A 25237-nucleotide genomic window follows, 5' to 3' on the forward strand; every position below is an offset into this window, starting at 1 on the left:
AGGCCGGCCCGATCAGCGCGCGGGCCGGACCACCGCGGCCGAGCCGCCGCCGCGCCGCACCGGTTCGGCGGCGGCCACCCAGCGCCCGTCCGGCAGCCGTTCCACGCCGGTGGCGGCGCCTATCTCGCCGCCGTTGACGAAGCTGTGCCCGATGCCCTCCAGCGCGGCCCGCTCGGGCAGTGCCAGGAAGGCGGGCTCGGCCTGGGTGGAGGCGTTGTTGCGCTGGCTGGCGCGCGGCGCGGCGATCGCCTGCTCCAGGCTCAGCCCCCGGTCGAGCCGCCCGAGCAGCACCTGGAGGGTGGTGGTGATGATGGTCGCGCCGCCGGGGCTGCCGGTGGCGAGCAGCGGTTCGCCGTCGCGCAGCACGATCGTCGGGGACATCGAGGAGCGCGGCCGCTTGCCCGGGCCCGGCAGGTTGGGGTCGGGGACGCCGGGGGCGAGCGGGGTGAAGTCGAAGTCGGTCAGCTCGTTGTTGAGCAGGAAGCCCCGGCCGGGGACGATGATGCCGCTGCCGCCGGTCTGCTCGATGGAGAGCGTGTAGGAGGCGATGTTGCCCCAGCGGTCGGCGACCGTCAGGTGGGTGGTGTTGGGGCCCTCGTACGGCTCGGCGCCGGCCTGGCCGGTGTCGGCGCAGGGAACCGGGTGGCGCGGGTCGCCGGGGGCGAGCGGGCTGGTGAGCGCGCGGTCCGGGCTGATCAGGCAGGCCCGGGAGGCGGCGTAGCGCTCGGAGAGCAGCTGCCTGGTGGGGACGTCGCTGAAGGCCGGGTCGCCGACCCAGCGGTTGCGGTCGGCGAAGGAGATCCGGGAGGCCTCCAGGAAGTGGTGGTAGTACTGGGTGCTGCTGTAGGTCGAGACGTCGCCGCCGTCCTCCAGGATGTTGAGCGCCTCGCCGACGGTGGTGCCGCCGGAGCTGGAGGGGGCCATCGTGTAGACGTCGTAGGCGCCGTGCGAGACGTGGGTGGGCGCCTGGTCGCGGACCCGGTAGGCGGCGAGGTCGGTGGTGTCGACCTTGCCGGGGCGGGCGTTGCGGCCGGAGGCCGGGTCGACCGGCGGGTGCTGCACGGTGTTGACGATGTCCCCGGCCAACTCGCCCTGGTAGAACGCCTTGACGCCGTCCTTGGCGAGCAGCCGGTAGGTGGCGGCGAGGTCGGGGTTGCGCAGCACGCTGCCGACCTCGGGGGGCTTGCCGTTCGGCAGGTAGAGCTCGGCGGTGGCCGGGAAGTCCTTGAACCGGGCGTAGTTGTCGGCGGTCTGGGTGTGGAAGGTGCCGTCCACGACGAAGCCGTTGTCGGCGATCCGCTCGGCCGGTTCGAGGTTCTGGGCGAGCGAGCGGGTGCCCCAGTGGCGCAACGCGGCGTCCCAGGTGGCGGGGGTGCCGGGGACGCCGACGGACAGGCCGCTGGTGACGGCGTCGGCGAAGGCCAGCGGTTTGCCGTCCTCCAGGAACAGGCCGGTGTCGGCGGTGCGGCCGGCGGTCTCGCGGCCGTCGATGGTGTGCACCCGGCCGGTGGCGTGGTCGTAGTAGACGAAGTACCCGCCGCCACCGATGCCGGAGGAGTAGGGCTCGGTGACCCCGAGGGCCGCGGCGGCGGCGACGGCCGCGTCCACCGCGTTGCCGCCCTTGCGCAGCACCTCGATCCCGGCAGCGGTGGCGTCGGCGTCGACGCTGGCCACCGCCCCGCCCCAGCCCACCGCCTCCGGAACCTTCGACGGCGGGGCCGCGGCGCCGGCCGGCCCGACGCCGGACCAGACCAGGGCGGTGGTGAGTAACAGCGACGGCGCGAGACGGGTCAGAGCCCTCATCCGAGTCCTCCTGAGTCGACGTCAACTCATCAGTTGTTCCACAGGAGGCATCATCCGACAACCACACCGTGCCGCTACCAATCGGTAGTTGACAGGGCGGCAGATGGTGTGGGCACAGCAGACAGCCGACGGATTTCAGATAACAGAAGACGAAATCTGTTATCTGAAATCTGTCGGCTGAATCCTGTTCGCTGAAATCCGTCCGCCGGCGCCGCTACAGCGCGCTGCGCTCCACCCGCCGCCGCTTGATCGTCCGGAAGCGCCGCGCCACCTGCCGGGCGAGGTCGGCGGCGCCGACGAGGCCGGCCTCGTTGCCGAGGGCGGCGTGCACGATGGTGGCCTCCGGGCGGAAGCCGCGCCCGGTGAGGGTGCGGCGGAAGGTGTCCCGGGCCGGCCCGAGCAGCAGGTCGCCCGCCTCCGAGACCCCGCCGCCGATCACGAAGCGGCCCGGGTCCAGCGCGGCGGCCAGGTTGGCGATGCCGACGCCGAGCCAGGTGCCGACCTCGTAGAGCAGCTCGGTCGCGGTCGGGTCGCCGTCCTGGGCGGCCTCGGTGACCAGCGGGCCGGTGATGCCCTCGACCACGCCGCCCGCCCGGGCCAGCAACGGCTGCACCACCGGGGACTCCTCGGCGACCAGCTCGCGCGCGTCGCGCACCAGCGCGTTGCCGGAGGAGTACTGCTCCCAGCAGCCCCGGTTGCCGCACGGACAGCGGTGGCCGCCGGGCAGCACCTGCATGTGCCCGAACTCGCCTGCCAGGCCGTACTTGCCGCGGTCCACGTAGCCGTCCCGGACCACCGCGCCGCCGATGCCGGTGCCCAGGGTGAGCATCACCATGTGGTCCTCGCCGCGCCCGGCGCCGAAGCGCCACTCGGCCCAGGCCGCCGCGTTGGCGTCGTTCTCCACGATCACCGGGAACCGCAGCCGCTCGCTGAGCGCCTGCTGGAGCGGCTCGTTGCGCCAGTTGAGGTGCGGGGCGAACAACACGTTGGAGCGGTCGGCGTCGACCCAGCCGGCCGCGCCGATCCCGACGGCATGGACGTCGTGCCGGTCGGCGAGCTGGAGCACCAGCTCGACGATGACGTCCTCGACCACCGTGGGGCTCTTGCTCTTGTGCGGCGTGTCCGTACGCAGCTTCTCCAGCACCTTGCCCTCACCGTCCACCACCCCGGCGACCACCTTGGTGCCGCCGATGTCGACGCCGATGGTGGGCAGTCGCAGTATCCCGGCGGGCAGGGCGCGGCGGCGGCGCTCGGCGCGCGGGCCGAGGCCGAGCAGGGTGGGCAGGACGGGCGGGCGGGTGCTGCCCTGGGAGCTGGTCACGGCTGCGGACGCTCCTCACGGGGGTCGGAACCACTGGGGTCGGAAACGGAGGGTCGGGCCAGCTCGTGCGAGAGCTCGGCGAGGTCGGAGCCGCCGGCCATCTCGGTGGTGAGCTGTTCGAGGCTGATCTCGGCACGCGGGTGGCTGCCCGCCATCCGGCCCCGCTTGAGCAGGGTGAAGTGGTCGCCGACCAGGTACGCGTGATGCGGGTTGTGGGTGATCAGCACGACCCCGAGCCCGGCGTCGCGGGCGGCGGTGACGTACTTGAGCACCACCCCGGACTGCTTGACGCCGAGCGCGGCGGTGGGCTCGTCCAGGATCAGCACCTTGGCGCCGAAGTGCACCGCGCGGGCGATCGCCACGCACTGGCGCTGCCCGCCGGAGAGGGTGCCGATCGGCCGGTCGACGTCGTGCAGGTCGATGCCCATCCGGGCGAGCGCCTCACGCGTGGTGGCGCGCATCCCGTCGGCGTCCAGCCGCAGGCCGCCCCAACGGCGCATGCCCTGCTCGGAACCGAGGAAGAAGTTGCGCCAGACCGGCATCAGCGGGACGACCGCGAGGTCCTGGTAGACGGTGGCGATGCCGCGGTCGAGGGCCTGGCGCGGGGAGTCGAGGCGGACCTCCTCGCCCTCCACGGTGTAGCGGCCCTCGTCGTGCTGGTGCAGCCCCGCGATGATCTTGATCAGGGTGGACTTGCCGGCCCCGTTGTCACCGAGCACGCAGCTGATCTCGCCGGCCCGCAGGGTCAGCGAGACGTCCTGGAGCGCCCGGACGGTGCCGTAGCTCTTGCCGACGCCGTCGAGGGAGAGCAGTTCGTCGCCGGTCGGAACCCCGGTACTCATGCGCCCACCTCGCTCCGCCCGGCAGGGGCGTCCGCCCACGCGTACCTCTTCATGATTCTCTCCTGGCCTCCGACCTGGGGGCACCTCCCGGCCGCCAGGCTGGGGGCGGGTACCCTCCTGCTCCGCTCGCTCATCGCGGCCCCCGTTCGGCCCGGCGCTTGACGTAGGCGTTCAGCAGCGCGGCCATCAGCAGCATCGCGCCGAGGAAGAACTTGAACCAGTCCGGGTTCCACTGGGCGTAGATGATCCCCTTGCTGGCCATGCCGAAGATCAGCGCACCGAGCGCGGAACCGACCACCGAGCCGTAGCCGCCGGTGATCAGGCAGCCACCGATGACGGCCGCGACGATGTAGATCAGCTCGTTGCCGACACCCTCGCCGGACTGCACGGTGTCGAAGGAGAACAGCAGGTGCTGGCCGAGCACCCAGGCGCCGAAGCCGACGCCCAGGTAGAGCACGGTCTTGGTCCGGGCGACCGGCACGCCGACCGCGCGGGCCGCGGCCGCGTCGCCGCCGACCGCGAAGATCCAGTTGCCGAAGCGGGTGCGCAGCAGCACCCAGCTGCCGACCACGAGCAGGCCGAGCCACCACCAGACGGTGGCCTTGATCGCCAGCCCGCCGACGGTCACCTCGGAGGCGAACAGCCAGCGGCAGGAGGCGAAGCCCTCCATGTCGGAGATCGGTTTGGTGGAGACGGTGCCGGAGATCGCCTTGGTGACGCCCAGGTTCGCGCCGGTCAGCATCAGGAAGGTGCCGAGCGTGACGATGAAGCTGGGCAGCCTGGTGCGGCCGAGCATCCATCCGTTGAACCAGCCGACGGCCAGCGTCGTCGCCAGCGAGACCAGCACGCCGACCCAGGTCACCGCGGTGAACTGGTACGAGACCATCGAGGAGGTCAGCGCGGCGGTGGTGACCAGCACGCCGGCCGAGAGGTCGAACTCGCCGCCGATCATCAGCAGCGAGACCGGCACCGCCATGATCCCGATGGTGGAGGCCGCGTACAGCACGGTGCCCAGCGAGGAGACCCGCAGGAAGGGTTCGGCGACCACGGCGAAGACCACGAAGACCGCGACGGCGGCGATCAGCGAGCCCAGCTCGGGACGGGCGAGGAGCCGCCGCAGGGCCGCAGGGCGCCCGTCGACCAGGCCGTCCTGGGCGAGGAGGTCGGGGGTGCTCACCTGGTCCCCCTCGCGACGTACTCGGCGAGCGCGTCGGCGTTGTCCTTGGTCAGGATCTGCGGGCCGGTCTCGACGGGCTTGCCGCCGCCGAGCATGTTCAGGTTGTACTTGTACAGCCAGAGCAGGTCGACGCCGGTGTAGCCCTGGAGGTAGGGCTGCTGGTCGACGGCGAATCCGACGCTGCCGGACTTGAGTCCGGACACCACCTGCGTGCCCAGGTCGAAGGTGTCCAGCTCGACGCTGCGGTGGGAGTCCTGGACGGCCTGGAGGCCGGTGGCGGCCATCGGGCCGGAGAGGGTGAGCACGGTGTCGATGGCCGGGTCGGCCTGGAGCTTGGCGGAGATCGCGGCGCGGGCGTCGGGCATGTCGACGCCGTTGACGTAGAGCACCTGGAAGGAGCCGCCGGCCTTGGACCGGGCGCCGGAGCAGCGCTGCTCCTGGCCGACGTTGCCCTGCTCGTGGATCACGCAGAGCACGTTCTTGCGGCCGCGCGAGGCCAGCTCGGTGCCGGCCGCCTGGCCGGCGGTGGCCTCGTCCTGGCCGATGTGGGTGAGCGCGCCGAACTTCTGCGAGTACTCCTGGCCGGAGTTGATGGTGATCACGGGGATGCCGGCGGCCTTGGCCTTGCCGAGGACGTCGGCCATGGCGTCGCCCTTGGCGAGGGTGACCAGCAGGCCGTCGACCTTCTGGTCGATGGCGGCCTGGACGAGCTGGACCTGGTTCTGGGTCTGCGCGTCGTTGGAGTACAGGAAGGTGATGTTGTCCTTGGCGGCGGCCTGCTCGGCGCCCTTGCGCACAGTGTCCCAGAAGGCGTCGCCGGCTCCGGCGTGGGTCACCATGGCGACCTTCCAGCGCGGGGTGGTGACGGCGCTGCCGCCGGTGGCCGCGGCCTTGGCGCGGGCCTCCTCGGCGCGTCTTCCTCCGGTACTGCTGCAACCGGCCGCGGTGACCGCGAGTGCCAGGAGGGCACACACGGGCCAGAAGCGGCGGGACGGGCGAAAGCGGGTGATGCTCATCCCCATAGTCTCCCTGCCCCGGTCGCGCGGGATCGCACCGCCTCGCCCAGCAGCGCGCACGGCCTGGGAGGTAAGGTGCCCCGGGGGACCGTTCCTGGTAGTTCGCTGAGCAGCCCGTCCGGACGACGTCCGTCCGGGTGGCAGACTAGGCGCCGATCCGAAGGGGTTCATCACAAGAACGTGATGTTCCTCTCAGGTTCCGCACAGATTCGGACGGCAACCGATCACCGGTCCATCGCCGTCCAATGCCATTGACGTGCGTTCGGGCGAGTGGGGCCCGGGCGGCGTGCGACCCGGATACGAGAACTCGATGGAACTGACAGGTACGCCATTCTTCCTCCTCACCGTCATCCTGGTGCCGGTGTCCATCGCGGTGGCGCTGCTGTTCTGGGGGAAGGTCGGCGGCCCGCAGCCGGTTCGCTATCTCACCCGGATCATCATGATCATGTTCTGTCAGGTCACGGCCGTCCTGATGGTCTTCGTGATGGTCAACAACGCCAACCTGATCTACGGCAACTGGGACGACCTGCTGGGCACCGGCGACCACGTCCGCGCGGTGCCCAAGGTGGCGCCGATCGACCCGGCCGCCGTTCCGGGCCAGAGCAATGACGCCGCCAAGGAGCCGCCGAAGGTCAAGCAGAGCTTCGGCGGCGTGAACGACCCGCTCGTCCCGGGCGACGTACAGAAGACCGAGCTCAAGGGACAGGTGTCCGGGGTCGACGGCGAGGTGCTGGTCTGGCTGCCGCCGCAGTACAACGACCCGGCGTTCAAGGACAAGAAGTTCCCCGTGGTCGAGCTGATCCCGGGCTACCCCGGCTCCTCCTCCACCTGGTACGGCACCCTCAAGGTCTCCGAGCAGCTCAAACCGCTGATGCAGCAGGGCAAGGTCGCGCCGTTCATCCTGGTCTCGCCCCGCACCAAGCTGCTGAACAACCAGGACGCGGGCTGCACCGACATCGCCGGCAAGGTCAACGCCGACGCCTGGGTCACCCGCGACGTCCCGCAGATGGTGCTGGACAACTTCCGCGCCGACCCGTCCGCGGACCGCTGGGCGATCGCCGGCTACTCGGCCGGCGCGCACTGCGCCGCCAAGCTGTCGCTGTCCCACCCCAACCGGTACCGGGCCGCCATCGCGATGTCCGGCTACAACGACCCGGCCCGTGAGCCGGACTCCCTGGTCGGCAAGGACGCCAAGCTGCGCGAGGCCAACAACCCGGTCAACATCCTGAAGACCGCCCCGCAGCCGCCGAAGGTCGCCCTGCTGGTCAGCGGCTCCAAGGGCGACGGCTACGAGGACGGCGAGGCGATCCGCGCCACCGCCAAGGCCCCGACCACCGTCCAGGTCGAGGAGGGCTCCGGCCCGCACACCACCGAGCAGTGGAAGAAGATGGTCCCGGGCGCCTTCGAGTGGCTGACCTCGGTCATCCCGGTGCAGTAGCGGACCGGCAGTAGCGGACCGTACGACGAGGGCCCGCCGCGACCAGTGGTCGCGGCGGGCCCTCCCGCGTTTCGGGGCGTGCCGTCAGGCCAGTTCCAGCGCCAGGTAGAAGTCCACCCGGTCCTCCAGCCGGGAGAGGTCACGTCCGGTCAGCTCCTCGATCCGGCCGATCCGGTACCGCAGGGTGTTCACGTGGACGTGCAGCTGCGCGGCGCAGCGGGTCCAGGAGCCGTCCGAACGCAGGAAGGCCTCCAGGGTGCGGACCAGGTCCGCCTGGTGCTCGATGTCGTACGCGATCACCTTGTCCAGCAGCCGGCTGCGGAAGGCGCGGCGCACCTCGTCCGGGACGGCGGCCAGCAGCAGCACGTGCGAGGCGAGTTCCTCGGGGCCCGCGACGCAGACCCGGCCGACCCGGGAGGCGGCGATCCGGCGGGCGTGCCGGGCCTCCTCCAGGGCGCCGCGCAGGCCGCCGGCCTCGGAGGCGGGAGCGGAGACCCCGAGGGTGATCCGGCCCTCCGAGCCGAGCCCGGCCTCCAGCGGGGCGAGCAGTTCGCGCAGGGTGTCGGCGGGCACCGGGCCTTCCAGGGCGGGCAGCACCACCACCGCGCCGATGCCCGTCCCGGCGACCAGCGCGCGGTCGGTGATGCCGCCGAGCGCCTCCTCCAGCACCGCCCGTACGGCGCCCTCCGGCAGGCCGGTGCCCTCGGCGCTGAGCACCAGCCAGGAGCCCTCCTCCGCCTGGGACTTGGACTCGGGGATCTCGTAGCGGGCGGCCATCGCCGAGGAGGCGTAGAGGGTGCGGCTGATCTCGGCCGGGTCGGCGTCGCGGCGCAGCAGGGCGAGCACCTCGTCGGCGAGCCGGCGGCGCAGCCGGCGGCCCTCGTCGCGGCGGTGGCGCTCGGCGGCGACCAGCCGGGCCAGGTTCTCGGCGAGCTGCTGGCGCTTGGTGGTCCACTCGGTGACGTCGCCGGCCACCGCGAGCACCCAGTCGGCCAGCGCGCATTCGGCCTGCGGCGCGTCCTGCTCGGCGGAGGCCGGGGCGGGCAGCAGCGAGTAGGAGCCGGCCGCCAGCCGGACCCGGTGCGGGGGGCGGCGGCGCTGGCGCTGGGCGGCGAGGTGGGCGCGGACCAGCTGGTCGCGGTCCTGGGCGGAGAGCCGGTCCGCGGGGCCGGCGATCACCGCGCCGGTCGGGGTGAGCACCCAGCAGTCCAGGTCGAGGTCGCCGCCGAGCAGGTCCAGCACCGCGTCCAGTCCGCCGCCGCCGGCCGCCGAGACCAGCAGGCGGTGCCGGTCGACCAGGGCGGCGAGGTCGGCCGCGCGGTCGGCGGAGACCTGGCGGCCGATGAACTCGGTCACGGTGCCGAAGGCGATGTCGTCGGGGACGGCGAGCAGCGGCATCCGGTGCCGGCGACAGGCCTCGACCAGGTCCTCGGGCACCGGGCCGACCTCGGCCTCGCCGGCGGCCAGGGCGACCGCGCCGCCGGCCGCGAGGGTGCGGACGAAGCGCTCGGAGTCGGCCGGGACGGTGCGCCAGAGCATGCCGGTGAGCACCAGTTCGCCGCCGTGCAGGTAGCGGCCCGGGTCCTGGAGGTCCGTCGTCATCACACCGCTGACCTGCCGGTCCAGCTCTTCCTCGGCCGCGAGCAGGCGCAGTCGCGGGGCGCCGGGGGCGAGCAGGTCACGGACGCGCATCCGCGGACTCCTTAACGGGGCTGGGGGGGGAGGGATGAAGGGGTAACGATAGGGCCTGGCCGAACGGGTGTGCGCGCGGGCCCGTAGCCCGCGCGTCACGGCCGGATTACGGTCGTAGGTAGCACCCGGTGAACACCTGGGCTGCGAGATTCTCCTCCTTAGAGGAACGTACAGGATGCCGGGCGGGCTCACAGCCGGGGCTTCATGCCATCGGTGACTGCCAGTGGGCCGCGTCACAGCGGTTCACTGGGCGACACGCCGCCGGACACCCGGCGGGCGACGACTTGAGGAGACACCCGCATGGAGTTTCTTCGGCCCGCCACCTGGGACGAGGCGCTCGCGGCGAAGGCCGAGTACCCGACCGCGCTGCCCGTCTCGGGCGGCACGGACGTCATGGTCGAACTGAACTTCGACGTGCACCGGCCATCCGCCATTCTCGACCTGAACCGCATCGCCGAACTCGCCGAATGGTCGAACGACGGCAGCGTCGTCAGGCTCGGCGCCGCGGTCCCGTACGCCCGGATCATCGCGGAGCTGTCCGCTCCGCTGCCCGGGCTGGCGCTGGCGGCCCGCACCGTCGGCTCGCCGCAGATCCGCAACCGCGGCAGCGTCGGCGGCAACCTCGGGGCGGCCTCTCCGGCCGGCGACTCGCACCCGGCGCTGCTGGCGGCCGGGCGGGACGTGTTCGTCGAGGCGGTCTCGGTGCGCGGCACCCGGCTGATTCCGATCGACGACTTCTACGTCGGGGTGAAGCGCAACAGCCTGGAGGCCGACGAGCTGATCCGGACCGTGCACATCCCGGTGGCGGACGGACCGCAGCAGTTCTCGAAGATCGGCACCCGCAACGCCATGGTGATCGCGGTCTGCGCGTTCGGCTTCGCCCTGCACCCCCGGAACGGAACCGTCGGCACCGGCATCGGCTCGGCCGCCCCCACGCCGCGGCGCGCCGTCGAGGCCGAGGAGTACCTCCAGAACGTGCTCGCCGAGCGCGGCCTGTGGGAGTCCGGGGAGCTGCTGGGCACCGAGGTGGTCCAGCGCTTCGGCGAGCTGGTGAAGGCCGCGGCCTCGCCGATCGACGACGTCCGGGGCACCGCCGACTACCGCCGGCACGCGCTCGCCGTGATGGCCCGCCGCACCCTCACCTGGACCTGGACCGACTACAGCAAGCAGATCAGGAGCGCGGCATGAGGGTCACTTTCACCGCCAACGGCAGGCCGGTCGAGGCCGACGACGTGTGGGAGGGCGAGAGCCTGCTGTACGTGCTGCGCGAGCGGGTCGGCCTGCCGGGCTCGAAGAACGCCTGCGAGCAGGGCGAGTGCGGCTCCTGCACGGTCTACCTGGACGGCGTCCCGGTCTGCTCCTGCCTGGTCGCGGCCGGCCAGGTGCAGGACCGCGAGGTGCGCACGGTCGAGGGCCTGAGCACGGAGGACGGCGAACTGGGCCTGGTCCAGCAGGCGTTCGTCGACGCCGGCGCCGTCCAGTGCGGCTTCTGCACCCCCGGCCTGCTGGTGCAGACCGACGCGCTGCTGGAGGACGACCCGCAGCCGAGCGACGACGACATCCGCGAGGCGCTGTCCGGCAACCTGTGCCGCTGCACCGGCTACGAGAAGATCATGGACGCGGTGCGGCTGGCTTCGGCCCGCAAGTGCGCGGGGAAGGCCGGTGCGGCGTGAACGAGCGGACCATCCAGCGGACCATCCAGGGGCAGAAGAACCTCCAGAACATCAACCAGGCGTCCAAGGACGGCATCGGCGGCTCGCCGCTGCGCCCGGACGGCAACCTGAAGGTCCGGGGCGAGTTCGCCTACTCCTCCGACCTGTGGCACGAGGACATGCTCTGGGGCACGGCACTGCGCTCGCCGCACCCCCGGGCGAACATCCTCTCGGTGGACATCTCCGAGGCGCTCAAGGTGCCCGGGGTGCACGCGGTGCTGACGCACGAGGACATCCCCGGTTCCAAGTACTACGGCCTGGAGATCCAGGACCAGCCGGCCCTGGCCATCGACAGGATCCGGTACCACGGCGAGGCGATCGCGCTGGTGGCCGCCGACCATCCGGAGACGGCCCGCCGCGCGGTGAAGAAGATCGCGGTCGAGTACGAGGTGCTCACCCCGATCGTCACCGAGGAGCAGTGCCTCGACCCGGAGACGCACGGGTACGTGCACGAGCCGCACGAGTACAAGTCCCATGCGCACGGCAACATCTGCCACGAGCAGAAGCTCGTCTCCGGCCTGGGCGTGACCGACGAGGTGCGGGCGCTGGCGGACGTGATCGTCAGCGGCGACTACGAGGTCGGCATGCAGGACCAGGCCTTCCTCGGCCCGGAGTCCGGCCTCGCGGTGCCCGCCGAGGACGGCGGCATCGACCTCTACGTCGCCACCCAGTGGCTGCACGTCGACCGCCAGCAGATGGCGCCGGTGCTCGACCTGCCGGAGGAGAAGATCCGGCTCACCCTGGCCGGCGTCGGCGGCGCGTTCGGCGGCCGCGAGGACCTGTCGATGCAGATCCACGCCTGCCTGCTGGCCCTGCACACCGGCAAGCCGGTCAAGATCGTCTACTCCCGGGACGAGTCCTTCTTCGGCCACGTGCACCGCCACCCGGCGCGGATGCACTACGAGCACGGCGCGACCCGGGACGGCAGGCTGGTCTTCGCCGACTGCCGGATCGTCCTGGACGGCGGCGCGTACGCCTCCGCCTCCCCCGCCGTGGTCGGCAACGCGGCCTCGCTCGGGCACGGCCCGTACGTGATCCCGAACGTGCGGATGCACGCCATCGCGCTGTACAGCAACAACCCGTCCTGCGGGGCGATGCGCGGCTTCGGCGCGGTGCAGGCGGCGTTCGGCTACGAGTCGCAGATGGACAAGCTGGCCGCCGAACTGGGCATGGACCCGGTGGAGTTGCGGCAGCTCAACGCGATGTCCGAAGGCGACTTCATGCCCACCGGCCAGCAGATCGACTCGCCCGCGCCGGTGGCCGAACTGCTCCGGCGGGCCAAGGAGATGCCGCTGCCGCCGCCGCTGGACACCGAGCACCCGGACCTGCGCCGGCTGCCCGGCGCGCTGTCCAACACCTCGCACGGCGAGGGGATCGTGCGCGGCGTCGGCTACTCGGTCGGCATCAAGAACGTCGGCTTCTCCGAGGGCTTCGACGACTACTCCACCGCCCGGGTGCGGCTGGAGGTGATCGGCGGCGAACCGGTCGCCGTGGTGCACACCGCGATGGCCGAGGTCGGCCAGGGCGGCGTCACCGTGCACGCCCAGATCGCCCGCACCGAGCTGGGCGTCGAGCAGGTCACCATCCATCCGGCCAACACCGAGGTGGGGTCGGCCGGTTCGACCTCCGCCTCGCGCCAGACGTACATGACCGGCGGCGCGGTGAAGCTGGCCGCCGAGGCGGTGCGCCGGGAGCTGCTCGACAGGGGCCGTCGGCGCTACGGCTGGACCCACGACGACCTGGCGCTGGCCGGCGGCAAGGTGGTCTCGAAGAGCGCCGGGGTGCTGGTCTCCATGGCCGACCTGCTCGGCGACGAGGCCGTCGACCTCACCCGCGAGCACCACCACCGGCCCACCCAGCCCTTCGACAAGGAGACCGGTCAGGGCTTCGGCCACGTCCAGTACAGCTTCTGCGCCAACCGTGCGGTGGTGGACGTGGACGTGGAGCTCGGCCTGGTCAAGGTGGTCGAGCTCACCGCCGTCCAGGACGTCGGCAAGGCGCTCAACCCGCTCTCCGTGGTCGGCCAGATCCAGGGCGGCTGCACCCAGGCCCTGGGCCTCGCGGTGATGGAGGAGATCATCGTGCGGGACGGCAAGGTGCGCAACGCCTCCTTCACCGACTACCTGATCCCCACCATCCTGGACACCCCGCCGATCCCGGTGGAGGTGCTCGAACTGCCCGACCCCAACGCGCCGTACGGGCTGCGCGGGGTCGGCGAGGCGCCGACAGTCTCGGCGACGCCGTCCATCGTGGCCGCCATCCGCAACGCCACCGGGCTGGCGCTCAACCGGATCCCGGTCCGGCCGGAGCACCTGACCACCGAACAGCCGGGCTGAGCGCCGAACCGCCGGGAACAGCCTGCCCGTCGGCACTCCCCCGGGGCGGTGACCGTCCTCCCCGCCGCCCCGGGGCACCCCCACCCCCACCTCCGCTGCCCTGCCCGCGCCGGGGTTCGCAGCGGTGCGCACCACGCTCGGATGCACCGCCGGCACTCCCCTCGTCTCGCGAGTGCCCCCAGTGAGTCGATACGTCCCCCTACGCCGCTTCGTTGACCGGCAGTCAGGTCGGCTCGCCCACCCCAACCCCCTTTGACACTTGGGAGTGGACATGACCAGGATCCCCACGGAGCCCGGCACCACCGAAGACAGACCCGTCGAGGACGACACCCACCCGTCGCCCCCGGCACCACGCCCCACCGGCGCACTGGACGCCTACTTCAAGATCTCGGCCCGGGGATCGACCCTCGCCGACGAACTGCGCGGTGGGCTCACCACCTTCATGGCGATGGCGTACATCATCCTGCTCAACCCGCTCATCCTGAGCGGCGCGGACGTCACCGGCGTCAAGCTGGACCACGCCGCGCTGACCACCGCCACCGCGCTGGCCGCCGCCGTCACCACCGTCCTGATGGGCCTGGTCGGCAATGTGCCGCTCGCCCTCGCCGCCGGGCTCTCGGTCTCCGGCGCGGTCTCCGCGCTGGTCGTCCCGCACACCACCTGGCCGCAGGCCATGGGCCTGTGCGTGATCTACGGCCTGCTGATCGTGCTGCTGGTGGTCTCCGGACTGCGCGAAAGGATCATGAACGGCATCCCGCTGCCACTCAAGCACGCCATCACCATCGGCATCGGCCTGTTCGTCACGGTGATCGGCCTCTACAAGGCCGGGTTCATGCACACCGGTGGTCCCACCCCGCTCTCGCTCGGCCCGACCGGCGAGCTGGCCGGCTGGCCGGTGCTGGTCTTCTGCGTCACCCTGCTGACGATCTTCGTGCTGATGGCGCGCGGCGTCCGCGGCGCGATCCTGATCGGCATCGCCGGCGGCACCGTGCTCGCGATGATCGTCAACAAGGCCGCGCACGTGCCGGCCGAGGCCTGGAAGAACTCGGTGCCGGTCTGGCCCGGCAGCCCGGTCTCCGCACCCGACTTCAGCCTGTTCGGCGACATCGACCTGTTCGGCGCGTTCGGCGGCCGCGGCATGGGCGCGATCAGCGCCTCGGTCGCGGTGTTCACCCTGGTGCTGGCCGGCTTCTTCGACGCGATGGCCACCATCATCGGCGTCGGCACCGAGGCCGGACTGGCCGACCGGCGGGGCCGGATGCCCGGGCTGTCCAAGGCGCTGTTCATCGACGGCGCGGGCGGCGCGGTCGGCGGCCTGGCGGGCGCCTCCGGGCAGACCGTCTTCGTCGAGTCCGCCACCGGCGTCGGCGACGGCGCCCGCACCGGGCTCGCCTCCACCGTCACCGGCGCCCTGTTCGCGCTGATGCTGTTCTTCTCGCCGATCGCCGGGATCGTCCCGGTCGAGGTGGCCTCGGCCGCCCTGGTGGTGATCGGCTCGATGATGATGAGCCAGGCCCGGCACATCGACTGGTCCGACCGGGAGGTGGCCGTCCCGGCCTTCCTCACCTGCGCGCTGATGCCGTTCACGTACAGCATCACCGCGGGCGTCGCGGCCGGCGTCATCTCGTACACCGCCATCAAGGCCGGGCTGGGGCGCCCGCGCGAGCCCGGGCCGCTGATGTGGATCCTCACCGCGGTGTTCGTGGTGTACTTCGCGATCACCCCGATCAAGTCCTGGCTGGGCGTGCACTAGCCGTCCGCACCGCCGGCCGGGCGCCGCCGCCGGCCGGGCGCCGCCGCACTGGGCACTACCGCCGCCGTACGGGATCGTTTCCCGTACGGCGGCGCCTCCCGCTACTGTCGAAACCGTGTAAGGAGCCTCCCTATGCAGGACATCGCCGAGCAGCTGCGGGCCTGGCACGCGTCCGGGCGCTCCTTCGCCGTGGCCACCGTGGTCGGCGTCTCCGGCAGCGCTCCGCGCGACCCCGGGGCGGCGCTGGCCGTGGACGCGGACGGCGAGGCGGTCGGCAGCATCTCCGGCGGATGCGTCGAGGGCGCGGTGTACGAGCTGTGCCAGGCCGCGATCGCGAGCGGCCGGCCGGTGCTGGAACGCTTCGGGTACAGCGACGAGGACGCCTTCGCGGTGGGTCTGACCTGCGGCGGCGTCCTGGACGTGTTCGTCCAGCCGGTGGTGCCGGGGGCCGACGCCGGGCTGGACGCCGGGATCGCGCACATCGCGGCCGGCACGCCGGTGGCGCTGGTGCGGGTGATCGCCGGGCCGGGCCGGATGGTCGGGGCCACGCTGGCCGTCACCGCCGACGGCGTCGCCGGCGTGCTCTCGCCGACGCCCTCGACGGTCGGCGGGCTGGAGCGGGCGATCGTCGCGCAGGCCCGGGCGATGCTGGAGGCCGGACGCACCGGCCGGCTCGTGCTCGGCCTGGACGGACGCCTCTGCGACGAGCACCGGCAGGGCACCGTCACCTGCTTCGTCGAATCGTACGTGCCCGCGCCGCGGATGCTGGTGTTCGGGGCGATCGACTTCGCGGCCGCGGTGGTGCGGATCGGAAAGTTCCTGGGCTACCACGTGACCGTCTGCGACGCCCGGCCGGTCTTCGCCACCGCCCGCCGCTTCCCCGAGGCCGACGAGGTGGCGGTCGACTGGCCGCACCGCTACCTGGACTCCCAGCTCGGCCGGATCGACGGGCGGACCGTGCTCTGCGTGCTCACGCACGACGCCAAGTTCGACATCCCGCTGCTGGAACGCGCCCTGCGGCTGCCGGTCGGCTACGTCGGCGCGATGGGCTCGCGCCGCACCCACCGGGACCGCGCGGCCCGGCTGCGCGAGGCGGGGCTCACCGAGGCCGAACTGGCCCGGCTGCGCTCCCCGATCGGGCTGGACCTCGGCTCGCGGACCCCGGAGGAGACGGCGGTCTCGGTCGCCGCCGAGATCATCGCCCACCGACGCGGCGGCAGCTGCCTGCCGCTGAGTGCCTCGGACGGGCCGATCCACCACGACGTGTCGCGAACGGCGACGGAGGGTGACACGGCGGGCGGCCCGACGCCCCGTACCCACGCGGCCTGAGCCGCACACGGCTCCGGCGCCGCTCACGTTGCGTGGCCACCGGCGCGACGGGCGGCCGGAGGTGCGGACCCGCCCCGAGCCCGGGGAAGGAGCAGGGATCACGCGTGCCCTGCCGGAGGTCGCCACCGGGGCCCGGGCGACGGCCTCGGTCAGGCGGTCAGTCGGTCAGTCGGTCAGTCGGTCAGTCGGTCAGCGCCAGCTTCACGCCGAAGCCCACCACGACCGCGCCGGTCACCCGGTCCATCAGCCGCCGGGCGGCCGGCCGGCGCAGCCAGCCGCGCAGCACCTGGGCGAAGCCCACCAGGACGGTCGACCAGAGCAGGCCCTCCACGACGTGTACGCAGGTCAGCGCCACACCGGCGACGAAGTGCGGGGCGCCGGCCGGGATGAACTGCGGCAGCACGGCCACGTAGAAGACCCCGACCTTGGGGTTCAGCAGGTTGGTCAGCGTGCCCCGCCGCCAGCCGTGCGCGAACCCGCCGTCCTCCGGCTCCTCCTCGGCCGCCGCCTCGCCGCCCCGCTTGCGCAGCATCCCGATGCCCATCCACACCAGGTACGCGGCGCCCGCCCAGCGCAGGATCTCGTACGCCACCTGCGAGGCGGTCAGCAGCGCCGTCACCCCGGCCGAGGTCAGCGTCCCCCAGAGCAGTGTCCCGGTCTGGATCCCCAGCACGACCCCCCACGCCTGCCGTCGGCGCCCCAGGGCCGAGGTCCGCAGGATCAGCGCGGTGTCGAGCCCGGGCGTGAGCGTGAGCAGCCCCACGACAAGGGCGAAGGACCACAGGGCCGTCGTCATCTCCATGGGCCTCGATGCTCTCACAGCCCCGGGCGGCGCTGCGGGCCACCCGGGGCGTATCTGCCGGCGACCGGGTCAGGTGACGTTGAGGCGGGCGGCGAGGCGGAGGAGGCCGGGGCTGAGCCGGGAGAGCAGTCGGGCGGCCTTGGCCTCGGGGGTGACGGGGACCACGGGCCTGCCGGTGCGGACCGCGGTGAGGATGGCGGTGGCGACCTTCTCCGGCGGGAAGCCGCGGCGGGCGTAGAGCTTCGCGGCGCGGGCCTGCTTGGCGGCCTGTTCGGTGGAGGTGGTGGCGGAGAAGGTGGAGGTGCGGGTGATGTTGGTGTTGACGATGCCGGGGCAGATGGTGGAGACGCCGATGCCGTGGCCGACCAACTCGGCGCGCAGGCAGTCGGAGAGCATGAACACCGCGGCCTTGCTGGTGGCGTAGGCGGTGAGCGCCTTGGAGGGCAGGTAGGCCGCGGCGGAGGAGACGTTGACGATGTGGCCGCCCTGGCCGCGGTCGGCCATCAGGGTGCCGAAGGCGCGGCAGCCGTGGATCACGCCCCAGAGGTTGACGTCCAGGACCCGCTGCCACTCCTTCTCGGTGGTCTGCAGGAACGTCCCGGAGTGGCCGATGCCCGCGTTGTTGACCATCACGTCGGGCACCCCGTACTCGGCGGCGACGGTCTGTGCGAAGGCGTCCATCGCGGCGCCGTCGGAGACGTCCACCCGGTGGGCGTGTGCCTTCGGACCGATCAGCGAGGCCAGCTCGGCGGTGCGCTCGGCAGCCGCGAGGTCGAGGTCGCAGACCACCACCCGGGCACCGTCCTCGGCGAAGGCGAGCGCGGTGGCCCGGCCGATGCCGCTGCCGCCGCCGGTGACCACGACCAGCCGGCCGTCGCCCTCGGCCGGTCGGGACCGCCCCTCGTCGATGCGGGCGGTGAACTCGCGGACCAGTCCGGCCACGGTGGCTCCCTTCTCCAGCAGCGCCGACCAGTGGCCGGCGTGCAGCGTCCTGCGGGTCAGGTCGCTCACCCAGCGCTCCAGTCCCTCGGAGAGGTAGGTGCCGACGTACCGGTCCCGGGTGAGGGTGATCAGCTGGACCGGCACCTCGGTCCGCCGTTCGCGCGGACGGCCCAGGGTGGGGCGGAAGTTGGCCCGGTACAGCTCGATGCCGCGGACCGCGTCGCGGCGCAGGGTGGGCTGCGGGTGGTCGGCGCGCGGGGTGACGTGCTCCAGGTCGCGCAGCACCCGCGGCCAGGCCCGGGCCAGGCCGAGGCGCCAGATGCCGGGGGCGAGGTAGGGCAGGTGGAAGGCGGTGATGTACCAGGAGTGCAGGCCCTGGTGCAGCAGCTGCCCCAGGTGGCGCGGGGTGGGGCGGCGCAGCCGGTGGCGCAGCCAGTGGCCCATGTGGTCCAGGCTGGGGCCGGACAGGGTGGTGTACGAGGCGATCCGGCGCTCGGCGCCGGGTGCGGTGACGGCCTCCCAGGACTGGATCGAGCCCCAGTCGTGGGCGAGCAGGTGCACCGGGCGGTCCGGGCTGACGGCGTCGGCGACGGCGAACAGGTCCTCGGCGAGCTGCTCCAGGCGGTAGCCGGACCGGTCGGCGGGGGCGGCCGACTCGCCGGCGCCGCGCACGTCGTAGCGGACCACGTGGTGGTCGCGGGCGAGGTCGGCGGCGATGTCGTCCCAGACGGCGTGGGAGTCGGGGTAGCCGTGCACAAGGAGGACGGTGGGGGCGCCCGGGTCGCCCTGCTCGAAGACGGCGAGCGCGAGGCCGCCGGAGTGGACGGTGCGGCGGCGGACCGGGGGCGCCGCCGGGCGCTTCGTCCGGCTGGTCGTCGGGTGCGTCATCGGGTGGCCTCCAGGGTGGTCGGCTCGGCAGCGGTCGGCTCGGTGGCGGCCCGCTCGGTGGTCGGCTCGACGGCAGTCTGCCCGGTGGCGGTCTGCTCGGCGGTGGTCGGCTCGACGGTGGTCGGCTCGACGGCAGTCTGCCCGGCGGTGGCGGTCCAACGGCGGACGTGCGGCAGGTCGTCGTCGAGCCAGTAGGCGTCGTCCTCGGTGACCACCAGCAGCTCCTCGAACTTGATGCCCACGCCGCGGAAGCCGATGTGCGGCTCGACCGCCCACAGGCCCGGGGTGGGCGCGTGCCGGGAGGAGCGACCGTCCGCCCAGAGCGGCGAACGGCCGTGCAGGCGTTCGGAGATGAGCTCGCGGCCGAGGGTCTGGAGGGTGCGCACGCCGAAGCCGAAGACGTTCACCCCGGCCGGGCCGCGCGCGGTGTTGCGGGTGACCTGATGGCCGATCACCCGGCCCGGGTAGACCTGGTGGCGGTTGTCGTAGCCGTGCGCGGCGAGCTGGGCGTCCACCGCGGCGTACACCTCGGCGAGCGGCTTGCGGGCCCGCACCTCGACGAGGATCAGCTCGCGGTAGACCTTCAGGTCGGCGGCCAGGCGGTCCCAGACCCGGTTCTCGCCGACCTTGCCGCCGTAGCCGATGTCGGCGGTGTAGCCGTCCACCACGGGCGCGCAGTCCAGTACGTACGGCATGCCCTCCTCCAGCCGTCGGTTGCCGGCGAAGAACTGCAGCGGGGTGCGGAAGTGCCGGAACGCCGTCCGGTCGCCGAACCAGGCGAAGGGGACGTGGAAGAAGTCCTGGACCCCGGCGGCGACCAGGCGGCGGCGCAGCTCGGCAGTGGCCTGCCGCTCGGTGACGCCGGGTTCGATCCAGGCGGCGACCTGTTCGGCGCAGTCGTAGGCGAGCTGCTGGGTCTCGCGGAAGCGGGCGAGGTCGCGCTCGGTGTAGCGGAAGGCGGGGGTCGCTTTCGCCATGGCAGGACTCCTTCTAGAGGTCGAGCACGAGGGTCTCGCCCTCGGCGGCCCGGGAGACACAGGGCAGCAGGGCGCCGGCGGCACGCTGCTCGGGGGTGAGGCGGCGGTCCCGGTGGTCGGGCGAGCCGGCCAGCACGCGGACCTCGCAGGTGCCGCAGAAGCCCTGGTGGCAGGAGTACGGGAGGTCCGGTCGGGTCTCGCGCAGCACGTCCAGGGCGGAACGGTCGGCGGGGACGTCGAGGGTGGGGCCTTCGGTGCCGAGGCGGACGGTGAACGGCTCACCGCCGGTGACCGGGGCGGCGCCGAAGCGCTCGAAGTGCAGGGAGGCGGCCGGGGAACCGTCCAGGGCACGCTGCACGGCGGCGAGCATCGGGGCCGGCCCGCAGCAGTAGACGGCGGCGCCACGCGGGGCGAGGGCGAGCAGCTCCGGGCCGGTGGGGACGCCGCCGTGCTCGTCGTCGGTGCGCAGCACCACCCGGTGCGGGTCGAGGGCGCGCAGCTCGTCCGTGTACGGGAGGGTGTCGGCGCTGCGGCCGACGTGCACCAGGCGCCAGTCCAGGCCGTGCCGCTGCGCCTCGCGGGCCATCGGGAGCAGCGGGGTGATGCCGATGCCGCCTGCCAGCAGGAGGACGGCGGGCTCGGCGCAGAAGGCGAAGCCGTTGCGCGGGCGGCGGGCGGTGAGCCGGGTGCCGGGGTACAGCGCGTCGTGGACCTCGACGGACCCGCCGCCGCCCTCGGGCAGCCGCCGGACGGCGATGGAGTAGGCGGTGCGGTCGGCCGGGTCGCCGCTGAGGGAGTAGTGGCGCTCGCGGCCGGAGGGCAGGGCGAGGCGCAGGTGGGCGCCGGGCTGCCAGCCGGGCAGCGGGCCGCCGGAGGGGTCGACGAGTATCAACTCGATGACGTCGGCGGTCAGTTGGCGGCGCTCGGCGACGACCAGCCGGAGCGGCTGAGTGGGGCGGCTGAGCGGCCGGCGGGGGTTGCGGCGCAGCAGCGGGCCGCCGAGGGCCGGGGAGTACCGGTCGCCGAAGGCGGTGAGCCATCGGATGAAGCCGTCGGCGCGGGGGCGGCCGTAGAGGTCGGGGGGTGGGGTGAGCAGGTCCATCCGGCGGGATCCTTGGGCGTCGGGAGAGGGCGGGCGGCGGGTGGCGGGGAGCGGGTGACAGGTTTCAGACGTCAGACTTCGGAGTCCGGCGAACAGAGTTCAGCGAACAGATAACGTTTTCTGTTCGCTGAACTCTGAACTCCAAACTCTGAACTCTGAACCCCGTCACCCGTCAGCCGCGCCCGGCGGCCGCACGGGCGGCCGGGGAGGTGGCGAGGTAGCCCAGCGCCTGGCTGGACGAGCCCTCCTGGGTCGGGTGGTAGCCCGGCCGCAGGTAGCGCAGCCCGGAGCGGATCGACTTGACCGGGTCCGGCAGCAGTCCGCGCCTGGCGATCCGGCCCGCCTCCCGCCAGGTGGGCTTGAGCCGCCCCTTCAGGGTGGGGTCGGCGGCGAGCAGGAAGCGGGCGCCGCGCACCCAGAGGTGGACCAGCAGCGGCCCGGAGAACACCATCCCGCGCACCCGGCGCAGGTAGCCCGGGTCCAGGTGCACCATCAGGTCGTAGGCGACACTGCGGTGCTCGACCTCCTCCGCGCCGTGCCAGCGCAGCAGGTCCAGCATGGTCGGGTCGGCCTTGGCCCGGTCCAGGCCCGGGGAGTTGAGCGCCCAGTTGCCGAGGAAGGCGGTGAAGTGCTCGATTGCCGCGATGAAGGCGACCCGCTCGATGAGGTTCTCCCGTCGCCGGGCCGGCGTCAGCCCCGGCTTGTCGCCGAGGACGCGCCGGAACAGCCAGGAGATCTGCCGGACGTACGGCCGCGGGTCGAGCCCCTGGCCGAGCAGGTGGTCCAGGACCTCCTGGTGCGCCTCGGCGTGAATGGCCTCCTGCCCGATGAACCCAAGGACCTCCTCGCGCAGTTGCTCGTCCCGGATGAGCGGCAGCGCCTCCTTGAACACCTTGACGAACCACCGCTCCCCCTCCGGCAGCAGCAGGTGCAGCACGTTGATGACGTGGGTGGCCATCGGCTCGTCAGGGATCCAGTGCAGCGGCAGCTGGGCCCATTCGAAGTGGACGTCCCGGGGCTCCAGGACGAGGCCGTCGTGCACGCGCGCCGCGGGGGCGGCGAGGGCGGGGACGGGGGCGGAACGGGGCATGGCAGGCCCTCCTGACCTGGGGGCGGCGGCTCGGCTCAGGGAAACGTACTCGCGGGTAGCCCCCGGGACAAGGGCCTCGGCGAGTCTTATCGACATCGAGTCTAATAAGTGCCGCACACCGGCGGCCACCGCGGGAAACGCGCGAAGCCCCGCCGACTTCCCGGCAGGGCTTCCTCGAACTCATGTGCGCGGTCGTCGGCCGGCCGTCAGACCGCCATCGCCAGCATCAGCGGCGCCGCCCGGGCCGCGAGCAGCTCCGCGGCGGCCTTCAGTTTGTGGATGTTGTCCACCGGCATCGAGGTGGCCAGGCAGCCGACCGTGCTGCCCGCCGTGATCGGCACGGCCGCGCACACCGTGCCCAGCGCGTACTCCTGGATGTCCAGCACCGGCACCGTGGCCGGCTGTCGCTCCAGCCGGTGCATCAGCTGGTCGGCGTCGGTGACGGTGTGGGAGGTGAGCCGGGCGACCGGGTGCCGGGAGAGGTGGTCGCGCCGGCCGTCCGCGTCCAGCTGGCTGAGCAGGCACTTGCCGATCGCGCTGGCGTGCGCGGTGGCCCGGAAGTCCACCCATTCCTGCACGGCCGGCGCGCAGTCGGCGGCCGAGACCGCCTCCACCGTCAACTCACCGTCGTGGTACCGGCTGAAGTACACCGCGGCACCCAACTCGTCCCGGAGTTCGGCGAGCTTGCGGTCGAGTCGGGCCTTCACCAGCTGCTCCCGGTTGTGCTGGCCGAGCAGGGCGAAGGTGCCGCCCAGCAGCCAACCCCCGTCCTGACACTGGAGGTAGCCCTCGACCTCCAGGATCTCGGCGAGCCGACGCACGGTCGGAAGCCCGAGCGAGGTCTCCCTGGCGAGGGACACCAGGGTGGCGCCGTCGGGGTGGCGGTCGACCGCCTCCAGCAGTCTGAGGGCGTGCTGGAGGGAGGTGAGCGGGCCCATCAGACCCTGGTCCAGCGCGGCGTGACGACCCGGGGCTGGTGTCGACATGTCGTCCCCTTCCGATGTCCCCCCACGGAGCGACCGCGGGCACCCACCAGCGTATCGACCCAGCGGCTCCGACGGCTGCCGTCCGTACATATCCGTGGACGTTCCGTGCAGAAGCCGCCGGGCCGTTGACGGACTGCGAGTCCCTCGACGGCAGGACCCCGCCGTTCTGGACCGCCATGGTCCGGGGGGCGAACCAGCCGGTCGCCGCGCGCGGGTACGTCCGGTTCCCGGACGGCCGGGCCCGGACGATCACCGCCGGAACCGGCTGACGTCGGCGACACCACGACGGGCCCCGTCCCACTGCCCCGGTGGAAGGGCCCGTCGTGCGGGAGGTGTCAGCTCTCGTCGCCCGCCCGCAGCTTGGCGACGGCGGCGGCCAGCCGGGCGCCGTACTCCTCGTCCGCAGCGTGGAAGTGGGCGAGGTTCTTCTCCACCACGTCGTCACGCGAGACCTGCGCCAGGAAGCCCGCGATGTTGTCGATCAGGCGGGTCCTCTCACCTGCGGACATCAGCCGGTACAGCTCGCCGGCCTGGAAGAAGTCGTCGTCCTTGGTGTGCGCCGGGGTGGTGTAGGTGCCGGTGTGGCCCGCCACCGCGACCGGCGTGGCCAGTACGTCGCCGGTCTGGGCAGGGCCGTCGTACGAGTTGGGCTCGTAGTTCTTGCCGCGACCGGCGCTGTTGGCGGCCATGTAGCCGTCCCGGCCGTAGTTGGCGGCCTCGGTGGCGCGCGGGGCGTTCACCGGCAGCTGGGTGTGGTTGACGCCGAGGCGGTAGCGCTGGGCGTCCGCGTAGGCGAACAGGCGGCCCTGGAGCATCTTGTCCGGGGACGGGCCGGTGCCGGGCACGAAGTTGTTCGGCGAGAACGCGGCCTGCTCGACCTCGGCGAAGACGTTCTCCGGGTTCCTGTTGAGTACCAGGCGGCCGACCTTGACCAGCGGGTAGTCGATGTGCGGCCACACCTTGGTGAGGTCGAAGGGGTTGAAGCGGTAGTCCGCGGCCTCGGCGACCGGCATCAGCTGGACGTAGAGGGTCCAGGACGGGAACACCCCGCGCTCGATGGCCTGGTGGAGGTCGCGCTGGTGCGAGTCGGCGTCTCCGCCGACCGTCTCGGCGGCCTGGGCGCCGTCCAGGCAGCGGATGCCCTGGTTGGTCTTGAAGTGGTACTTCACCCAGTACGCGTCGCCGTCGGCGTTGACCCACTGGTAGGTGTGCGAGCCGTAGCCGTTCATGTGGCGGTACGAGGCGGGGATGCCGCGGTCGCCGAACAGCCAGGTGATCTGGTGGGTCGAGGCCGGCGAGTGGGCCCAGAAGTCCCAGACGTTGTCCGCCTCCTGCACGCCGGTGTACGGGTCGCGCTTCTGCGAGTGGATGAAGTCGGGAAACTTGATCGGGTCCTTGATGAAGAACACCGGGGTGTTGTTGCCGACGAGGTCGTAGTTGCCCTCCTCGGTGTAGTAGAACTTCACCGCGAACCCGCGCGGGTCGCGCACCGCGTCGCTCGCGCCCAGGTTGCCGGCCACGGTGGAGAAGCGCAGGAAGACCTCGGTGCGCTTGCCGACCTCGGAGAGGAAGCCCGCCCGGGTGTACCGCGCGACCTCGTCGGTGACCTCGAAGTAGCCGTACGCACCGGAGCCGCGGGCGTGCACCACGCGCTCCGGGATGCGCTCGCGGTTGAACCGGGCCAGCTTCTCCAGCAGCTGCTGGTCCTGGATCAGCAGCGGGCCGTACTCGCCGGCCGATGCCGAGTTCTGGTTGTCGGCGACCGGGGCGCCGGACTCCGTGGTCAGGATCTTGGACATGGAGGGTCCTTCAGGTGTCGATAACGGCGGTGCGTGGAGAGTGATGTGACGTGACGTGACGTGACGTGACGTCAAATTCGGCACCGAGGAGCGCCGAGGAGCGCCGAGGAGATGGCGGTGGCGGCCGGTCAGTTGCCGAACAGGCTCCGGACGACGGTCTCGGCCGCGGCCGGCCCGGCCGCCGGGCGGGCGGCGGTCAGCGCGGCGGCCTCGTCGGCGCCGAGCCCGGCCC

General features: G+C 72.6%; 19 protein-coding genes. 6 read left to right on the top strand and 13 right to left on the bottom strand.

Features of this window, described 5'->3' with window-relative positions; translation table 11 throughout:
- Positions 1–12 precede the first annotated feature (12 nt).
- From ggt to KS423_RS10775, 5 genes are all read right to left on the bottom strand, one after another.
- On the bottom strand, positions 13–1803 hold the full coding sequence (gene ggt, locus KS423_RS10755; RefSeq protein ID WP_224277643.1) for a gamma-glutamyltransferase: 1791 nt from the start codon (positions 1801–1803) through the stop codon (positions 13–15).
- 214 nt (positions 1804–2017) lie between these two features.
- On the bottom strand, positions 2018–3124 hold the full coding sequence (locus KS423_RS10760; protein WP_374119935.1) for an ROK family glucokinase: 1107 nt from the start codon (positions 3122–3124) through the stop codon (positions 2018–2020).
- Positions 3121–3966, bottom strand: a complete 846-nt coding sequence (locus KS423_RS10765; RefSeq protein ID WP_224277644.1) for an ATP-binding cassette domain-containing protein — start codon at positions 3964–3966, stop codon at positions 3121–3123. Before KS423_RS10765 ends, KS423_RS10760 begins: the two co-directional genes overlap by 4 nt.
- Positions 3967–4096: 130 nt before the next feature.
- Positions 4097–5143 (bottom strand): ABC transporter permease, encoded by a 1047-nt coding sequence (locus tag KS423_RS10770; protein ID WP_224277645.1) that lies wholly within the window; start codon positions 5141–5143, stop codon positions 4097–4099.
- On the bottom strand, positions 5140–6153 hold the full coding sequence (locus KS423_RS10775) for a sugar ABC transporter substrate-binding protein (protein WP_374119937.1): 1014 nt from the start codon (positions 6151–6153) through the stop codon (positions 5140–5142). The genes KS423_RS10770 and KS423_RS10775 overlap by 4 nt, the downstream gene beginning before the upstream one ends.
- A 316-nt stretch (positions 6154–6469) precedes the next feature.
- Between KS423_RS10775 and KS423_RS10780 the strand changes: the two genes are divergently transcribed.
- Positions 6470–7597 carry an esterase family protein gene (locus KS423_RS10780; protein WP_224277649.1) on the top strand — a complete coding sequence of 376 codons (1128 nt, stop codon included), beginning with the start codon at positions 6470–6472 and terminating at the stop codon, positions 7595–7597.
- Positions 7598–7681: 84 nt separating this feature from the next.
- On the opposite strand, the gene KS423_RS10785 is transcribed toward KS423_RS10780, so the two are convergent.
- Positions 7682–9289: a PucR family transcriptional regulator gene (locus KS423_RS10785; RefSeq protein ID WP_224277651.1), complete on the bottom strand. Its 1608-nt coding sequence runs from the start codon at positions 9287–9289 to the stop codon at positions 7682–7684.
- A 300-nt stretch (positions 9290–9589) separates the two neighbouring features.
- Here KS423_RS10785 and KS423_RS10790 point away from each other — a divergent pair, with 300 nt between their 5' ends.
- The 5 genes from KS423_RS10790 (at position 9590) to KS423_RS10810 (ending at position 16419) form a co-directional block, all read left to right on the top strand.
- Complete coding sequence (locus tag KS423_RS10790; protein ID WP_224277653.1) at positions 9590–10477, top strand: xanthine dehydrogenase family protein subunit M; 888 nt, start codon at positions 9590–9592, stop codon at positions 10475–10477.
- A complete protein-coding gene (locus tag KS423_RS10795) occupies positions 10474–10962 on the top strand; it encodes a (2Fe-2S)-binding protein (RefSeq protein WP_224277655.1) in 489 nt (162 codons plus the stop codon). The genes KS423_RS10790 and KS423_RS10795 overlap by 4 nt, the downstream gene beginning before the upstream one ends.
- Before the next feature lie 23 nt (positions 10963–10985).
- Complete coding sequence (gene pucD / locus KS423_RS10800; protein ID WP_224277676.1) at positions 10986–13337, top strand: xanthine dehydrogenase subunit D; 2352 nt, start codon at positions 10986–10988, stop codon at positions 13335–13337.
- Positions 13338–13608: 271 nt separating this feature from the next.
- Positions 13609–15090, top strand: a complete 1482-nt coding sequence (locus KS423_RS10805; RefSeq protein WP_224277657.1) for an NCS2 family permease — start codon at positions 13609–13611, stop codon at positions 15088–15090.
- Positions 15091–15222: 132 nt separating this feature from the next.
- On the top strand, positions 15223–16419 hold the full coding sequence (locus tag KS423_RS10810) for an XdhC/CoxI family protein (protein ID WP_224277659.1): 1197 nt from the start codon (positions 15223–15225) through the stop codon (positions 16417–16419).
- 181 nt (positions 16420–16600) lie between these two features.
- Here the strand turns inward: KS423_RS10810 and KS423_RS10815 are convergent, their stop codons facing one another.
- From KS423_RS10815 to KS423_RS10845, 7 genes are all read right to left on the bottom strand, one after another.
- Positions 16601–17221, bottom strand: coding sequence for a LysE family translocator (locus KS423_RS10815; protein ID WP_224277661.1), 621 nt, complete (start codon positions 17219–17221; stop codon positions 16601–16603).
- Between the two features lie 69 nt (positions 17222–17290).
- Positions 17291–19051 carry an SDR family oxidoreductase gene (locus KS423_RS10820; RefSeq protein ID WP_224277663.1) on the bottom strand — a complete coding sequence of 587 codons (1761 nt, stop codon included), beginning with the start codon at positions 19049–19051 and terminating at the stop codon, positions 17291–17293.
- Positions 19048–20028, bottom strand: a complete 981-nt coding sequence (locus KS423_RS10825) for a M24 family metallopeptidase (RefSeq protein WP_224277665.1) — start codon at positions 20026–20028, stop codon at positions 19048–19050. The genes KS423_RS10820 and KS423_RS10825 overlap by 4 nt, the downstream gene beginning before the upstream one ends.
- 13 nt (positions 20029–20041) lie before the next feature.
- Complete coding sequence (locus tag KS423_RS10830) at positions 20042–21130, bottom strand: PDR/VanB family oxidoreductase (protein WP_224277667.1); 1089 nt, start codon at positions 21128–21130, stop codon at positions 20042–20044.
- Positions 21131–21302: 172 nt separating this feature from the next.
- Positions 21303–22220: a metal-dependent hydrolase gene (locus tag KS423_RS10835; protein WP_224277670.1), complete on the bottom strand. Its 918-nt coding sequence runs from the start codon at positions 22218–22220 to the stop codon at positions 21303–21305.
- 206 nt (positions 22221–22426) lie between these two features.
- Positions 22427–23206, bottom strand: coding sequence for an IclR family transcriptional regulator (locus tag KS423_RS10840; protein ID WP_374119936.1), 780 nt, complete (start codon positions 23204–23206; stop codon positions 22427–22429).
- Between the two features lie 335 nt (positions 23207–23541).
- On the bottom strand, positions 23542–25005 hold the full coding sequence (locus tag KS423_RS10845; RefSeq protein ID WP_224277672.1) for a catalase: 1464 nt from the start codon (positions 25003–25005) through the stop codon (positions 23542–23544).
- Between the last annotated feature and the right edge of the window lie 232 nt (positions 25006–25237).

The sequence above is a fragment of the Streptomyces sp. LS1784 genome, assembly GCF_020103755.1.
Classification (GTDB): Bacteria; Actinomycetota; Actinomycetes; order Streptomycetales; family Streptomycetaceae; genus Kitasatospora.

Bases quoted from the DNA above. Each gene is read 5' to 3' on its own strand.
- ggt (WP_224277643.1), bottom strand. From the start codon at position 1,803: ATGAGGGCTCTGACCCGTCTCGCGCCGTCGCTGTTACTCACCACCGCC.
- KS423_RS10765 (WP_224277644.1), bottom strand. From the start codon at position 3,966: ATGAGTACCGGGGTTCCGACCGGCGACGAACTGCTCTCCCTCGACGGC.
- KS423_RS10780 (WP_224277649.1), top strand. From the start codon at position 6,470: ATGGAACTGACAGGTACGCCATTCTTCCTCCTCACCGTCATCCTGGTG.
- KS423_RS10785 (WP_224277651.1), bottom strand. From the start codon at position 9,289: ATGCGCGTCCGTGACCTGCTCGCCCCCGGCGCCCCGCGACTGCGCCTG.
- KS423_RS10790 (WP_224277653.1), top strand. From the start codon at position 9,590: ATGGAGTTTCTTCGGCCCGCCACCTGGGACGAGGCGCTCGCGGCGAAG.
- KS423_RS10795 (WP_224277655.1), top strand. From the start codon at position 10,474: ATGAGGGTCACTTTCACCGCCAACGGCAGGCCGGTCGAGGCCGACGAC.
- KS423_RS10805 (WP_224277657.1), top strand. From the start codon at position 13,609: ATGACCAGGATCCCCACGGAGCCCGGCACCACCGAAGACAGACCCGTC.
- KS423_RS10810 (WP_224277659.1), top strand. From the start codon at position 15,223: ATGCAGGACATCGCCGAGCAGCTGCGGGCCTGGCACGCGTCCGGGCGC.
- KS423_RS10815 (WP_224277661.1), bottom strand. From the start codon at position 17,221: ATGGAGATGACGACGGCCCTGTGGTCCTTCGCCCTTGTCGTGGGGCTG.
- KS423_RS10820 (WP_224277663.1), bottom strand. From the start codon at position 19,051: ATGACGCACCCGACGACCAGCCGGACGAAGCGCCCGGCGGCGCCCCCG.
- KS423_RS10825 (WP_224277665.1), bottom strand. From the start codon at position 20,028: ATGGCGAAAGCGACCCCCGCCTTCCGCTACACCGAGCGCGACCTCGCC.
- KS423_RS10830 (WP_224277667.1), bottom strand. From the start codon at position 21,130: ATGGACCTGCTCACCCCACCCCCCGACCTCTACGGCCGCCCCCGCGCC.
- KS423_RS10835 (WP_224277670.1), bottom strand. From the start codon at position 22,220: ATGCCCCGTTCCGCCCCCGTCCCCGCCCTCGCCGCCCCCGCGGCGCGC.
- KS423_RS10840 (WP_374119936.1), bottom strand. From the start codon at position 23,206: ATGTCGACACCAGCCCCGGGTCGTCACGCCGCGCTGGACCAGGGTCTG.
- KS423_RS10845 (WP_224277672.1), bottom strand. From the start codon at position 25,005: ATGTCCAAGATCCTGACCACGGAGTCCGGCGCCCCGGTCGCCGACAAC.